16 protein-coding genes are annotated in these 12,577 nt (G+C 65.8%); 7 read left to right on the top strand and 9 right to left on the bottom strand.

Annotated elements, in window-relative coordinates; genetic code table 11:
* Positions 1-34: 34 nt before the first annotated feature.
* Entirely contained in the window at positions 35-1,072 is a 1,038-nt protein-coding gene (locus tag MUN23_RS12395; protein ID WP_248758584.1) for an Lrp/AsnC family transcriptional regulator, read from the bottom strand.
* Between the two features lie 146 nt (positions 1,073-1,218).
* On the opposite strand from MUN23_RS12395, the gene MUN23_RS12390 reads away from it, so the two are divergent.
* Both MUN23_RS12390 and MUN23_RS12385 read left to right on the top strand, forming a co-directional pair.
* Positions 1,219-2,439, top strand: a complete 1,221-nt coding sequence (locus tag MUN23_RS12390; RefSeq protein ID WP_248758583.1) for a M20 family metallopeptidase — start codon at positions 1,219-1,221, stop codon at positions 2,437-2,439.
* Positions 2,440-2,465: 26 nt separating this feature from the next.
* Entirely contained in the window at positions 2,466-3,758 is a 1,293-nt protein-coding gene (locus MUN23_RS12385; RefSeq protein WP_248758582.1) for an MFS transporter, read from the top strand.
* Positions 3,759-3,879: 121 nt separating this feature from the next.
* On the opposite strand, the gene MUN23_RS12380 is transcribed toward MUN23_RS12385, so the two are convergent.
* Positions 3,880-4,377 (bottom strand): SRPBCC domain-containing protein, encoded by a 498-nt coding sequence (locus MUN23_RS12380; RefSeq protein ID WP_248758581.1) that lies wholly within the window; start codon positions 4,375-4,377, stop codon positions 3,880-3,882.
* A gap of 12 nt (positions 4,378-4,389) precedes the next feature.
* The gene (locus MUN23_RS12375; RefSeq protein ID WP_248758580.1) at positions 4,390-4,722 is read right to left on the bottom strand and encodes a helix-turn-helix domain-containing protein; all 333 of its coding nucleotides are present in this window, start codon (positions 4,720-4,722) and stop codon (positions 4,390-4,392) included.
* 183 nt (positions 4,723-4,905) lie between these two features.
* Between MUN23_RS12375 and MUN23_RS12370 the strand changes: the two genes are divergently transcribed.
* A complete protein-coding gene (locus MUN23_RS12370; RefSeq protein WP_248758579.1) occupies positions 4,906-5,448 on the top strand; it encodes a TspO/MBR family protein in 543 nt (180 codons plus the stop codon).
* A 185-nt stretch (positions 5,449-5,633) separates the two neighbouring features.
* Positions 5,634-5,831 (top strand): hypothetical protein, encoded by a 198-nt coding sequence (locus MUN23_RS12365; RefSeq protein WP_058931239.1) that lies wholly within the window; start codon positions 5,634-5,636, stop codon positions 5,829-5,831.
* 85 nt (positions 5,832-5,916) lie between these two features.
* On the opposite strand, the gene MUN23_RS12360 is transcribed toward MUN23_RS12365, so the two are convergent.
* The 4 genes from MUN23_RS12360 to MUN23_RS12345 all read right to left on the bottom strand — a co-directional run bounded on the left by MUN23_RS12360 (position 5,917) and on the right by MUN23_RS12345 (position 8,296).
* Complete coding sequence (locus tag MUN23_RS12360; protein ID WP_248758572.1) at positions 5,917-6,600, bottom strand: DNA alkylation repair protein; 684 nt, start codon at positions 6,598-6,600, stop codon at positions 5,917-5,919.
* A 64-nt stretch (positions 6,601-6,664) separates the two neighbouring features.
* Positions 6,665-7,234, bottom strand: coding sequence for a GNAT family N-acetyltransferase (locus tag MUN23_RS12355; RefSeq protein ID WP_248758570.1), 570 nt, complete (start codon positions 7,232-7,234; stop codon positions 6,665-6,667).
* A 64-nt stretch (positions 7,235-7,298) separates the two neighbouring features.
* The gene (locus MUN23_RS12350; RefSeq protein ID WP_160674609.1) at positions 7,299-7,478 is read right to left on the bottom strand and encodes a hypothetical protein; all 180 of its coding nucleotides are present in this window, start codon (positions 7,476-7,478) and stop codon (positions 7,299-7,301) included.
* A gap of 44 nt (positions 7,479-7,522) precedes the next feature.
* Complete coding sequence (locus tag MUN23_RS12345; protein WP_248758568.1) at positions 7,523-8,296, bottom strand: oxygenase MpaB family protein; 774 nt, start codon at positions 8,294-8,296, stop codon at positions 7,523-7,525.
* Between the two features lie 140 nt (positions 8,297-8,436).
* Between MUN23_RS12345 and MUN23_RS12340 the strand changes: the two genes are divergently transcribed.
* Positions 8,437-8,721 (top strand): DUF427 domain-containing protein, encoded by a 285-nt coding sequence (locus MUN23_RS12340; RefSeq protein WP_248758562.1) that lies wholly within the window; start codon positions 8,437-8,439, stop codon positions 8,719-8,721.
* Positions 8,722-8,835: 114 nt separating this feature from the next.
* Positions 8,836-9,741 carry a diacylglycerol kinase family protein gene (locus MUN23_RS12335; protein WP_248758560.1) on the top strand — a complete coding sequence of 302 codons (906 nt, stop codon included), beginning with the start codon at positions 8,836-8,838 and terminating at the stop codon, positions 9,739-9,741.
* On the opposite strand, the gene MUN23_RS12330 is transcribed toward MUN23_RS12335, so the two are convergent.
* Both MUN23_RS12330 and MUN23_RS12325 read right to left on the bottom strand, forming a co-directional pair.
* The gene (locus tag MUN23_RS12330; protein ID WP_248758558.1) at positions 9,738-10,427 is read right to left on the bottom strand and encodes a phosphonatase-like hydrolase; all 690 of its coding nucleotides are present in this window, start codon (positions 10,425-10,427) and stop codon (positions 9,738-9,740) included. The two genes, MUN23_RS12335 and MUN23_RS12330, sit on opposite strands and share 4 nt — an antisense overlap.
* A 12-nt stretch (positions 10,428-10,439) precedes the next feature.
* The gene (locus MUN23_RS12325; protein WP_248758556.1) at positions 10,440-11,198 is read right to left on the bottom strand and encodes a GntR family transcriptional regulator; all 759 of its coding nucleotides are present in this window, start codon (positions 11,196-11,198) and stop codon (positions 10,440-10,442) included.
* A gap of 165 nt (positions 11,199-11,363) precedes the next feature.
* Between MUN23_RS12325 and MUN23_RS12320 the strand changes: the two genes are divergently transcribed.
* Positions 11,364-12,563, top strand: a complete 1,200-nt coding sequence (locus MUN23_RS12320) for a TIGR03364 family FAD-dependent oxidoreductase (protein ID WP_248758551.1) — start codon at positions 11,364-11,366, stop codon at positions 12,561-12,563.
* The last annotated feature ends 14 nt before the right edge of the window (positions 12,564-12,577 follow it).

Below are 12,577 nucleotides of genomic sequence, written 5' to 3'. Positions count from 1 at the left end.
CAACGGAGCGGACACCGGCGGCGGGCACCACGGCTCATTGGAGCCCCAAAGACGGCAGCTCCGTGCCCGAGACCACCACCGCGCCGCTTGCCGTCGAATCCGGGTTCAGCATCCAGCCCACCCGCTTGGCGGTGTTCAGGATCACGACGCTCTCCACGAGCTCGATCTGCGGGATGCGTTGCTGGAGGGCCAATTCGGCGTTCATCACATCGGCCAGCGAATGCAGCCACATGAGGATGACAAAATTTGTGCTCCCCGTAGTGGACGCGCTGAGCCGGACCGTGCGGAGGCTGCGGAGTTCGGCGGCAGCAGCCTCGTGCTGGCCCGCCGGCACGTTGGCGAACCACTGGCAGCTCACCGGATAGCCGGAGAGCTTCTGGGCAATTTCACAACGGAAGGACAGCAGCCCGCTGGCCAGCACCCTGTTAAGCTGCCGCTGGACTGTCGCCGGGCTCCTGCCCAGGCTCCGGGCGATGTCCGCGGCGCCCGCGCGCCCGTCCCGCGCAAGGAACGGGATCAGATCCAGGTGGCTGGGCGGCAGTGGAGCTCCGGTCATCGGGGCCGCCGAACCGGCCGCCTCGGGGCCGGCTAAGGCATACAGCGCCTTTTGCTTCGCCTTGTCCAGAATGTTGAGCCGCCACGTATAGCCACCGGAGTGCAGGCGGGTACACAACGAGGTCCGGTACTTCAGCAGTCCGGGGATCTCCTTGAACCGCGGAAGCACCTCCTCCGTGAACCGGGCCAAGGTGGGCGCTATGACTGTCAGCATGAGGTCCCGGTTGCTTGCAGCTTCCTCCACCGTGACCACTTCCGGGATGGCGGCGAGCGCCGCGGTCACCTCGTCCCGCAGCCGCATTTCGCAGTCCACGTCCACCAATGCCAGGCACATCTGCTTGGGATCGCCGATCAGGTGGGCCGTCGTCCAGGCCGCCCCTGACAACTTCAGCCTGTCCCAGCGTGCGGCCAGCGTGGTGGCGTGCACTCCCAGCACGGTGGCCGCATCGGACCAGCTGATCCTCGGTGCAATCTGCAGCGCGTTGATCAGGGCCAGGTCTTCCTCGCTGAGCACCACCTCGCCACCCCCCCACGCTTCAGTGAATGAATCCTGCCATTTCCATCATACTTTTGATTTTTTCCAGCTATTTCGCAGCTTGTGAACCGCATCACTTCACAATGGAAGCGGGTCACTGACCAAACGTTCAGAAATTAGGAGAGCAGATGTCGATCACCACCGACGCCAAGGAACTGCAGGGCGAGATCGCCCGGTTCCGCCACGAGCTGCATCAGGAGCCGGAAATCGGACTGGACCTCCCCCGGACCCAGGAAAAAGTCCTCAAGGCGCTCGACGGCCTGCCGTTCGAAATCACCCTGGGCAAGAGCACGACGTCTGTCACCGCGGTCTTGCGCGGCTCGGCACCGCACGCATCGGCAACCAAACCAGCGGTCCTCCTGCGTGCCGACATGGACGGCCTGCCTGTCCAGGAGCGGACCGGTGCCCAGTTCTCATCGAAGATCGACGGCGCCATGCACGCCTGCGGCCACGACCTCCACACCGCCATGCTCGCCGGAGCAGCCACCCTTTTGGCGGAGCGCCGGGACCAGCTGGCCGGCGACGTTGTGCTGATGTTCCAGCCGGGCGAGGAAGGCTTTGACGGAGCAAGCCACATGATCCGCGAGGGCGTGCTGGAGGCGGCCGGGCGCCGGGTGGATGCCGCCTATGGGATGCACGTCTTTTCCGCCTTGGAGCCGCACGGCCGGTTCTGCACCAAGCCAGGGGTGATGCTCAGCGCATCGGATGCCCTGACTGTCACGGTTCTTGGCGCCGGCGGCCACGGCTCGGCTCCGCACGCGGCCAAGGACCCGGTCACGGCGGCCGCAGAAATGGTGACTGCCCTGCAAGTCATGATCACGCGCCAGTTCAACATGTTCGATCCAGTGGTCCTGACCGTGGGCGTCCTCCAGGCCGGCACAAAACGCAACATCATTCCCGAAACGGCGCGCATTGAAGCCACCATCCGGACCTTCTCGGACGCCGCCAGGGAACGGATGATGATCGCCGCTCCCACGCTGCTGAAGGGCATCGCCGCTGCCCACGGCCTCGAGGTGGACGTCGATTACCGTCACGAGTACCCCCTCACCGTCAACGACGACGACGAGACACGCACGGCGGAGAAGACCATCGAAGACCTCTTTGGAACCTCCAGGCTCACCCGCTGGGCCACCCCGCTCAGTGGCTCTGAGGATTTTTCGAGGGTGCTGGCGGAAGTACCCGGGACGTTTATCGGGCTCAGCGCCGTCGCCCCCGGCGCCGACCACACCGAAACCTCCTTCAACCACTCCCCGTACGCAGCCTTTGACGACGGGGTGCTGTCCGACGGAACCGCTCTCTACGCAGAGCTGGCCGTCTCCCGCATCGCGGCCCTGGCCTCGGCCAACTAAACTTCCCCCACTTCATGGAGCACACGATGACCACCACTGCAGGCGTCCCAGCCGACGTCCAGGTTCACAAGTCCCACCTGCGCACCCTCGTTGGCACCGGCATCGGCAACGCCGTTGAATGGTACGACTGGGCCATCTATGCCACGTTCTCGCCGTTCATCGCGAGCGCACTGTTCAGCAAGGCGGATCCGACGTCGGCCTTCCTCGCCACCCTGGCGATCTTCGCCGTCGGCTTTGTCGCCCGTCCGTTCGGCGGCTTCGTGTTCGGTTGGATCGGTGACCGGATCGGCCGCAAGACGTCCATGACGTTCGCGGTGGGCCTCGCCGCCCTGGGCAGCCTGATCATCGGCGTCGCCCCCACTTTCGAAGCCGTGGGGGCCTTCGCCTCGGTCCTGCTGCTGCTGGCCCGGCTTATCCAGGGCCTAGCCCACGGCGGCGAGCTGCCGTCGTCGCAGACCTACCTCTCGGAAATGGCGCCCAAGGAACAGCGCGGCTTCTGGGCAACGCTCATTTATACGTCCGGCACGGTCGGCATCCTGGCCGGAACCATGCTCGGGGCCATCCTGTCCAACGTCTTGAGCACGGCTGACATGAACGCCTGGGGCTGGCGGGTGCCATTCCTTATCGGCGGCGCCATGGGCCTCTACGCCCTGTTCATGCGGGCCCGGATGAAGGAAACGGCGGCGTTCGAGGCAGAATCGCCCAAGGAAAAGCACGAGCCAATGTGGCCACAGATCTACCGGCACCGCAAGCAGGCCCTGCAGGTGATTGGCCTGACAGTCGGCCTGACTGTGACCTACTACATCTGGGGCGTCGTGACTCCCAGCTATGCCGCGTCGGTCCTCAAGATGGACCGTGGCGAGGCCCTCTGGGCCAGCGTGATCGCCAACGTGCTGTTCATCGCCGCGCTGCCGTTCTGGGGCAAACTCTCGGACCGTATCGGCCGCAAGCCCGTTATGATCATGAGCGCTGCCGGCGCCGCGCTGTTCCACTTCCCCATGACCTGGCTGTTGAAGGACTCCCCGTGGCAGCTCGCGGTCACGATGTCCGTCATGCTGTTTTTCATCGCCGGCAGCGCAGCGATCGTCCCGGCCGTATACGCCGAACTGTTTCCCACCAAGATCCGCACGGTCGGCGTGGGCGTCCCGTATTCCATCTGCGTCGCAGTCTTCGGGGGTACCGCACCGTACCTGCAGGCCTGGCTCGGGTCCATCGGACAGGGCAACCTTTTCAACGTGTACGCGGTGGTCCTGCTGGCCATCAGCATCGCGTTTGTGTTCACAATCCCGGAGACCAAGGGCAAGGACCTGACACACTAACCGACAACGCCGCCTCCGTAGGAGCGGCCACCACGTCGCGCGAAAGGACACTTGAGGCCCCGGATCCTGGGGCCTCAAGTGTCCTTTCGCGCTAGCCTTTGCGTGAAAGCGTCAGCGTTACTCAGGCGCGGACGTGCTCCGCGAGCAATGCGTCGATCTGGCCGGCGGCCTCCTTCATGCCTTCCTCCATGCCCATCTTGACCATTTCTTCCATCTGCTCTTCGGAGTCGAACGTGGACATGATGGTCATCCGGGTGCGGCCACCGAGATCCTCGAGGTCAACAGCGGCGTGGGCACTGCCCATGGCATCCACTGGCGCACCGGTTTCGTCAGCGAAACCGTCATCAAATTCGAGCTTGCGCGGCGCCTCGATGGTTCTGAATTTCCACCAGCCTCGGGGCTTCTCGCCTTCGGGCGTGGTCATGTAATAGTCGGCCTTCCCGCCGGGCTGGAAGTCGAACCGGTCAAACGTGGCCGGATAGTTGGGCGGACCCCACCAGCGCTCGAGCTGCCGGGGGTCTTCCCAGATCTGCCAGACGCGTTCGACGGCGGCATCGAACTCGGCAACGAGGGTGAGGCTGAGTGCCTCGAGATTCTTGGTGGAACTGATAACAGGCATTGCAAAACCTTCCTATCCTTCAGCCAGAATGTCCGCGATCCGCCCGGCCCGCTGCCGCCAGATCGCCTCGTACTCATCGAGCAGCAGGCGGGCCTTCTCCAGACCTTCGTGATTACCCCGCACGATCTGCTCCCTTCCGCGCTTCTCTTTGGTGACCAGAAAAGCGCGCTCCAATACCGCCACGTGCTTTTGGACGGCGGCGAAACTCATGGCGTAGAGCGCGGCGAGGCCGGAGACGGAGTATTCCGCCACCGTCACGCGCCGGACAATGTCCCGGCGGGTGGTGTCCGCGAGGGCCTGGAACAGGCGGTCAACGTCCGCGTCTCTGAGCTGATCTACAACCATTTGGTTGTACGATACGCCCGTGGCGTAGGGGTGTCAAGGCTTAAATGCGGTCCGCGAGATGGCATATAACGGCGGTTCCGCCGGTCACTATTGCCGCGAAATGCCATCTCGAAGAGACCCTGACGGAGACCTCCCATGCCTCCGGGTTTGACGCGGGTACCCGCCGTTGCGCACAGTGGGTCAGTGCCTGCCACTATCCCTTCCCACGCCCCGGATCCGGCCGTCCCGGGCGGGCCATCAGCATGGCGGCAGTTCGCCGCCCTGGTCGGCTTCCTCGCGCTTTCCTGGACCGTGTCGTTCGTGGGGTCCCTCCCGATCCGAACGGCTGCCGGCGGCTGGTACGCCCTGGCGGACAAAGCCCCTTGGACGCCTCCCGGGCTGATGTTCACGTCGGTCTGGCTGGTCCTGTACGCGGCAATGGCCGTGGCGGCCTGGCTGGTGTGGCGGCAGCGGCGCCTCCCGCGCCGCCGCGCACTCACGCTCTACGGGCTCCAGCTGGCCCTGAACCTGCTCTGGCCCATGACGTTCTTCGGCCTGTATCCCGTGCTGGGAACCGCGGCGCTCTGGCTGGCCCTGGCCGTCCTCGCCGCCCTCTTCCTCACAGCGGTCCTGACAGTCCTGCGCTTCGGACCCATCAGCCAAACCGCCGGCGTCTTGATGCTGCCGAACGTCTCGTGGCTGGTGTTTTCGGCGTCCCTGAACCTTTACGCCGCCGTCAGCAACTAAGGCCGGCGCGGGCGTGTAATCGCTCACACTTTCGCCATTTCTGTTGCAAATGCCGGCGGCGACCATGAAGCATGAGATCGGGACCCCGTTCCCGCACTACCAAGATCAGCAATCCTCACCGACGAGGATGCGGCCCCCTCAAGGACGACGCGGAGCCGTTAACTGCATGAGCGAAAGTACTGACAATGACGTTTGAAAACACTGACTCCATCACGCTGAAAATCTGGGACCGGTCTGCGATTGAGCACACCCTGGAGAGCATTGTGCACGACCTCTCGGTCAAGGCGAACACCACCAAATGCCGCATTGCGGTCCAGTGCAGCGGCCCCAACACTTTCACGGTCAGCGTCCGTGGCCAGGAACGCCAGCTCGCCACCGTCTGATCGGTTCACGGCCAAAAACTGAAGCGGACGACGGCGGGAGGTTCCCGGCGTCGTCCGCTTTCGTTTTGCTTCCGGGCTGACAGCCTTACGCGGTGGCCTGGCGGCTCACCATCTCGTTGATCCAGATCGGCGCGAACGGTGACGTGCAGTTCGGGGGCGTCGGGTAGTCCTTGAGGACCTCGAGCCGTTCGCCGATATCGAGCGCCCGGGCCCGGTGCTCGGGATGCTCGATCCCGATGAAGGCCAGCGTGTGGTTCATGGCCCACTGCAGCCGATCCGGGGCGTCCTTCATCTGGGCCTCGATAGTGTCCAGCAGCCCAGGGAGGTCGAGCCCTGCGGGCTTTTTCGCCACCCGTTCGCTGGTCAGGGCCCAACCGGCGCTGGCGACCACCGGATCCGGGTCCGCAGTCCAGGCCACCCGGAGGTCCTCCGCGTGCGGGCTCTTCTTCACCACGTAGTTGACCAGCCAGTCATGCACCTTGGGTGCCCGCGCCTCCCGCAGCATGGTGTCCAGTTCGTCGCATTCGAAGGCCTTCGGCCGGCAGATCAGCAGCGCCACCAACCTGGCCGGAGTGTCATTCGTGGCCCAGAGTTCGCGGGCGAGTTCCTGCTGGGTCTTCAGCCGCTTCGCGACGGCGCGCAGCTTGGACAGGTTCACGCCGTGGTCGTCGCCGCGCTTCTCGTTCGCCTCGCGCATCTTCGGGTCTTCAAGCACGGCCAGCTCGGCCATCACGTCGCCCAGCAGCCCGGCGGTCATCGTCTCCGGCATTGTCACCCCTTCGGTCACCTACTTGTGGGTTCCAGCCTACGGCCGCTGGCGGGTTTGCAGCAGATTACCGACCGCCGGTGGCCACCCAGGAGCCGAGCGGCTGCTCCGCCACTTCCGTGTCCTCTTCTTCGGTCCCGCACGGCACAAACCCGCGGGACTGGTAGTTTGCCAGGGCTGCGGGACCGTCCAGCGTGCAAGTGTGGACCCAGACGCGGGACACCTGCGGGAGGTCGAAGCGCTGGGTCAGCGACCATGCAGCCGTGATGCCGTGTTCCAGCAGCCGGCCGCCAAGACCCCGCCCGATCGCCTGCTCGGAGAGGCCGAAATACCTGATCTCGACGTGCGTTGCATCCCCTATAACGACGGGCTGAAGGTGGACATAACCCCACGGCATGCCCTCCCCATAGAGGACCCAGAATTCCGTCCCCGGTACGGCGAGCTCCCCGGCCCACTGCTGCCGTGTCCACTCGAGCCGATCCGTCCAGTGCCACGGCCCGCCCACCAGGCCATAGAGGAAACGGGCATATTCCGGCGTGACCCCGTCAGCCCGGTCCAGCCTCGCCTCATCCGGCAGCGGGCGCGCCGTCCAGGCGGGCGGACGGAGCATCTGGAGCGTTGTGGTGGTGACCTTCATGGACGGCTAAAACCTTTCGATCCCGACAGTCCGTCAATCCTATTTGAGACCGAAAGTAGGGCGTCTACTCTTCGCCGGTGTCCCGCGCCTCCAGGTGTTTGGCCATGGCCTCGCAGGCCTGGTTCCAGCGCGCCGTGAGGGCCTGCCGGTTCAACGGTTCGAACATGCTGTTCAGGACTTTCTCCACTGCATCGTATGCGGCGTCACGAACCCGTTCCTGCGCCGCTGGGCTGTAATAGTTCATGACAGGGATTCGTCACCGGGATGCCGGAAGATGGTGTTTCAGGGCTACGAGGTGCGGAGCCGGTCCAGGCAGTAGTTCTTGACGAAGTGCCGGACCGGCCGCGGCAGCCGGGGATAGACCAGGGCAGACCACCGGGTGGCCCTGTCGAACAGGCGGCCGTGGCGGTCGCTCCAGGGCAGCCCGAAGCCGGCGCGCAGGTGGTCCGGCAGCTGCCCGGCGGTGATGAACCGGATCAGCGGCATACTCATCCGCAGCCAGAGTGGCCCGGCTGGCGGGTACAGGAGGTCGCGGCCGACGCCGGCGGTGACGGCGTCCAGCTCCAGCGTCAGCAGGGACGTGTCCCAGTATGTCCTGAAGGCTGCGCGGTCTGCCGGCCACAGGTTCGCCGGCACTTGCAGGACGGTGCCGATTCTTGCGTAATCGCTGTACATGAGGTCTGCCGCTTCGTCGTCGAGCGGGCCGTAGATTTTCTCGTAAATGGTGATGGCGGTGTCGTACAGGGTTGCCACCACCCATAATTGCGCCTGGGCATCGAACGCGCTGTACCCGCGGGAGCCGGCGTCGGGCTTGCGGCGGACCGCGGAGTGGGCCCGGTTAACGCTGCGGCGAACGGCCGCAACCTGGGCGTCGGTTCCGTAAACCACAGCGTAGACGTAGGTGACGGTGGCGCGGAAACGGTCCAGCGGCCGGGCTATGAAGTCGCTGTGTTCGGCGACGCCATGGCCCACTGCAGGGTTCGCGATCTGCAGCAGAATGGCGCGGCCGGCCCCGGCGAGCAATACGCCTTCAGCTCCGATATCGGCCAGGTTCCGCACCATGGACCCACGATACCGGAGAAGGCCGCTACGCCCGGGGCCGCTCCCCGGAGATGCCCGGGAACAAAGGGCATCACGCGGGCCGTTGACATACTGCGACCCGCCGCCCGCACAGCCGGCGGCCTCCTACAGAACGGAACCACATGGTCAGGGCTATCTGGAACGGACAAGTCATTGCCGAGTCCACGGACACGGTAGTAGTGGAAGGCAACCACTATTTCCCGCGCGACGCCGTCAATGCGGGCTATCTCAAGGACAGCGACATGTATTCCGTCTGTCCGTGGAAGGGCCAGGCCAGCTACCACACGCTGGAGGTGGACGGGAAGCTGAACGTCGACGCCGCCTGGTTTTACAGCGAGCCCAAGACGCGGGCCAAGCCCATCGAGGACCGGATCGCGTTCTGGCGCGGCGTGACTATCGAGGAGTAGCCCCCACTTGTGGAAGCGGACGACGGCGGGACAACCCGCCGTCGTCCGCTTTCCTTGCAGACAGCACCCCTGCCCGAGCGGACGGGCTAGCATCAAGACGACAGGGGGCACTGGATGACGGCAACACCGGGCGGCGGCCACGCACTGCTTCTGGTCAACCCAACGTCAGGCCGGGGCAGGGGCCTTCGCCTTTGCCCCGCGGCCGCCGAGGCGCTCCGCGCGGCCGGCTTCAGGCCCGCCGTCGTCATCACGGAGAGCCTGGCTGAGGCCACGTGGAAGACCCGCGAAGCCGCGGCGGGAAGCCTTGTGGCCGTCCTGGGCGGTGACGGTTTCCTGGGGGCGGCCGCTTCGGGAGCGCGAGAGTCGGGCGCCGTGCTCCTGCCGCTGGCCGGCGGCCGCGGGAATGACACCACGCGCCGGCTCGGGCTGGGGTCTGACCCCGTCCAAGCAGTTCGCAACATCCCCCAGCTGGTGGTGCGGGACCTCGATCTGGGCGTGGTTAACGGACGCCCCTACTTTGGCGTGGCCAACGTCGGATTCGACGGAGTCGCCAATGAACTGGGCAACAGCACAAGACTGAACCTCGGCTCCCTGACCTACCTCTACGGCGGGCTGAAGGCATTCGCCGGCTGGAAGGACGTGACCTTCACCGTTACGGTGGACGGCAAGGAGACTTCCTTCCCCGGCTGGTTTGTCGCGGTGGGCAACGTGGGCCAATACGGCGGAGGGCTGCGCATCTGCCCGGAGGCCAAGGTGGACGACGGCCTCCTGGACGTGGTCATGCTGGGGCGGGCCTCCGCCCTCCGCGTCGCGGCCACCTTCCTCCGCTCGTTCCGGGGCACGCACCTGAACACTCCGGGCGTCAGCTTCACACGAGGCAGCAGCGTCACCATCAGCGCCAACAAGCCGTTGAACATCTACGCCGACGGCGAGATGATCGCCCCGTTGCCGGCCACCGTGGAGATTGTCCCGGCCGCGGTCAAAGTCCTGGTACCCCGGAACTCCCCGGTGTTCTCCTAACGTCCGGCGGCCAGGGCGCCCACCAATTCGGGGAGGTCCTTCACGCCGGGAAGTATCCGCAGGTGCGGGTGGCGGCCCAGCTCCTCCGCGCCGAGCTTCCCGGTCAGGACGCCAACGCCGGCCACGCCGGCGTTTGCCGCGGCTTGCAGATCGACGACGGTGTCGCCGGCCGCCAGCACGGCGCCCACGTTCAGGACACCGGTGCGCTCCATGGCGCGGTGGATCATGTGGGGAGCCGGGCGTCCGCGGGGCACTTCGTCGGAGGTGACCACGGCGTCCAGCAGCTCGCCGTCGCCCACGCGCCAGCCCAGCGTGGCCAGCAGCGGATCGGCCACATCCCGCGAGAATCCGGTGGTCAGGGCCACCTTGATGCCCATGGACTTCAGGGTCCGCAGCGCGTCCTCAACACCGTCCAGGGGAACGGGTGCGTTCGCGGCGTAGAGGGCCGCCAGGATCTCCTGGAAGCGGACAAACGTGTGCGCAACGAACCCGGATTCGGCGGCGATGCCGCCAATTTCCAGCAGCGCTGCGATGGCTTCGGTCTTGTCCGCACCCATCCAGGCCTGGAGGTCCTCGGGGGTTACCTCGGCGCCGGCCTCGCGGACGGATTCCCCGAGGGCGCTGTAGACATCCCCGTGTTCGTCGATGGTGGTTCCGGCCATGTCGAGGGCTACAAGTTCAATCATTATGATGTTTCCTTAGGCTGTGGTTGGCACGCGGACCAGGTTGGCGCGGTGCTCGCTGGTGTTTTCGATGGTGAAGTTGGTCAGGCCGGGGATGTACCTGTCGTCGGAGTATTCGATCGGCTCCCCGGCTGCGGATGAGGTCAGGCGCCGCTCGCGGAGCAAGGGTGCGCCGGGTTCGACGCCGAGCAGTTCCACGTCCAGTCCCTCGGCTGCCACGGCGTCGATGGTGTGCCGGCCCCGGCTCAGGTCCACGCCCTGGCTTTTCAGGAAGCTGAAGATGGAGCCGCTGTCCGTATCAAAGTCGAACAGCAGCCGGCCGACGTCGAGGACAAAGCTGGTCCGCTCCACCATGGCCGGCGCGTCCCCGAGGAGCCGCAGCCGCAGGACCTCCACCACAGGCTCGCCCGCTTTGATGCCCAGCTGGGCTGCCACTTCGGACGAGGCCGGGCGGCGGGCAATCTCCCGGGTCTGCTGTCCCGGGGACTTGCCAATGGATCTTGCCCACTCCGTAAACGACATAAACGTGGTGAACGGCTGGGACAGCGCTGCCCGGCCGGCCACCGGCTGCTTGCCGCGCCCGCCCAAAATGAGGCTCTCGGTGCGCAGCGCCGCGAGAGCCTGCCGGACGGTTCCCCGGGAGGCTTCGAATTCCCGGCAAAGCTCTGCCTCGCTGGGAATCTGGAACCCCTCAGGCCACATGCCCGACGTGATCCGGGTACGAAGCTCGGCGGTCAAGCGCTGGTGGAGAGGCTGAAGCTGCGAAAGGGACATGACTTGATCATACAAGTTGGATTGGCGGGATTTCCAAGGATTTCGGCCCCCTCGAATGAACACGGCATTAACTCCGCGGGCTTTCAATGAACAAATCGTAAACTTGTTCAAACAAGTGCCAATCTGGCTTGATCGGCCTGCCCCCGGGCGGCCACTATCGATCTTGTGAATACCGAAAACCTTCAAAACCAAGCCGCCAGCAGCCTCCCGTCCTCCGTGGACGTGGTGGTGGTCGGGGCCGGCATCGTGGGCCTGGCCCACGCCGCCCTTGCCGCCGATCGGGGGCTCTCCGTGCTGGTCATTGATCGCGATCACCGCGCAGTGGGCGCCTCCGTCCGGAACTTCGGACACTGCTGCATCACCGCCCAGACCGGCGACTTGTATGAACTTGCCATCACCGGCCGCAAGCACTGGCTGGACTTCTCCGAACGAGCCGGCTTCTGGGCCACCGAATCCGGAGCCGTGGTGGTGGCGAGCACCGCAACAGAACTTCGCGTACTGCACGAGCTGGCAGAACACCGCGAGCCCGGCCAGATCGTTCTGCTCAGCGCCGCGGAAACGTCCGCCCGGCTGGGGCGGGCGGCTGCTGGTGAGGGTCCGGACGCAACGACAAGCCCCGTCGTCGTCGGCGGCGCGTGGCTGCGCGATGACCTCAGAGTCGATCCCCGGACCACGGTGGCGAGCCTCGCCGCCTGGCTGGATTCGCGTCAGGACACATCCGTGCGTTGGAACGCCTCCGCCCTCGGGTTTGGCGCGGGGACCGAACGGACAGCCCTGGTCCGGACAAGCCGCGGCGAGGTGGAAGCCGACCACGTGTTTGTATGCGTGGGCCACGACGTGGACCTGCTCTTCCCGGAACTTGCCGAAGGGCACAAGATCGAACGCTGCTCGCTCCAGATGGCGGCCGCGGCAGGCCCGGAGGGGCTGGATCTCCAGCCGGCGGTACTGACCGCCACGTCGATGCTCCGCTACGGCGCCTTTGTGGAGATGCCGTCCGCGGGGGAGCTCCTCGCAGAGGTCCAGGCGCAGGATCCGGGTCTCCTGGACATCGGCGCCAACGTCATGTTCACCCAGCGCCCGGACGGCACGCTGCTGTTGGGTGACTCGCATGCCTACCAGAAAACCGCCGACCCCTTCCTGGCAGAGTCCACCACGGCGCTCCTGCTGGACCGGATCCAGGGCGTCCTGGGGGTCGAATCCCTCGACATCACCGAACGCTGGCAGGGCATTTACGCCTCCAGCGAGGTGGGCCCGCTCCTTGTTGCCGGCATTACCCCCGGCGTCACTGCCGTGTCCGTCACCGCGGGAATCGGCATGACCGTTTCCTTCGGCCTGGCGGCGCGCAACGTCGCCGTCCTCCCCTAGACCAACTCCCCCGC

The sequence above is a fragment of the Pseudarthrobacter sp. SSS035 genome, assembly GCF_023273875.1.
Lineage (GTDB): Bacteria > Actinomycetota > Actinomycetes > Actinomycetales > Micrococcaceae > Arthrobacter.
The sequence above is the reverse complement of the archived record's forward strand: the minus strand, read 5'-3'. Positions and strand labels throughout refer to the sequence as shown.

Bases quoted from the DNA above. Each gene is read 5' to 3' on its own strand.
- MUN23_RS12345 (WP_248758568.1), bottom strand. From the start codon at position 8,296: ATGGTGCGGAACCTGGCCGATATCGGAGCTGAAGGCGTATTGCTCGCC.
- MUN23_RS12340 (WP_248758562.1), top strand. From the start codon at position 8,437: ATGGTCAGGGCTATCTGGAACGGACAAGTCATTGCCGAGTCCACGGAC.
- MUN23_RS12330 (WP_248758558.1), bottom strand. From the start codon at position 10,427: ATGATTGAACTTGTAGCCCTCGACATGGCCGGAACCACCATCGACGAA.
- MUN23_RS12385 (WP_248758582.1), top strand. From the start codon at position 2,466: ATGACCACCACTGCAGGCGTCCCAGCCGACGTCCAGGTTCACAAGTCC.
- MUN23_RS12365 (WP_058931239.1), top strand. From the start codon at position 5,634: ATGACGTTTGAAAACACTGACTCCATCACGCTGAAAATCTGGGACCGG.
- MUN23_RS12350 (WP_160674609.1), bottom strand. From the start codon at position 7,478: ATGAACTATTACAGCCCAGCGGCGCAGGAACGGGTTCGTGACGCCGCA.
- MUN23_RS12355 (WP_248758570.1), bottom strand. From the start codon at position 7,234: ATGAAGGTCACCACCACAACGCTCCAGATGCTCCGTCCGCCCGCCTGG.
- MUN23_RS12380 (WP_248758581.1), bottom strand. From the start codon at position 4,377: ATGCCTGTTATCAGTTCCACCAAGAATCTCGAGGCACTCAGCCTCACC.
- MUN23_RS12335 (WP_248758560.1), top strand. From the start codon at position 8,836: ATGACGGCAACACCGGGCGGCGGCCACGCACTGCTTCTGGTCAACCCA.
- MUN23_RS12390 (WP_248758583.1), top strand. From the start codon at position 1,219: ATGTCGATCACCACCGACGCCAAGGAACTGCAGGGCGAGATCGCCCGG.
- MUN23_RS12360 (WP_248758572.1), bottom strand. From the start codon at position 6,600: ATGCCGGAGACGATGACCGCCGGGCTGCTGGGCGACGTGATGGCCGAG.
- MUN23_RS12375 (WP_248758580.1), bottom strand. From the start codon at position 4,722: ATGGTTGTAGATCAGCTCAGAGACGCGGACGTTGACCGCCTGTTCCAG.
- MUN23_RS12325 (WP_248758556.1), bottom strand. From the start codon at position 11,198: ATGTCCCTTTCGCAGCTTCAGCCTCTCCACCAGCGCTTGACCGCCGAG.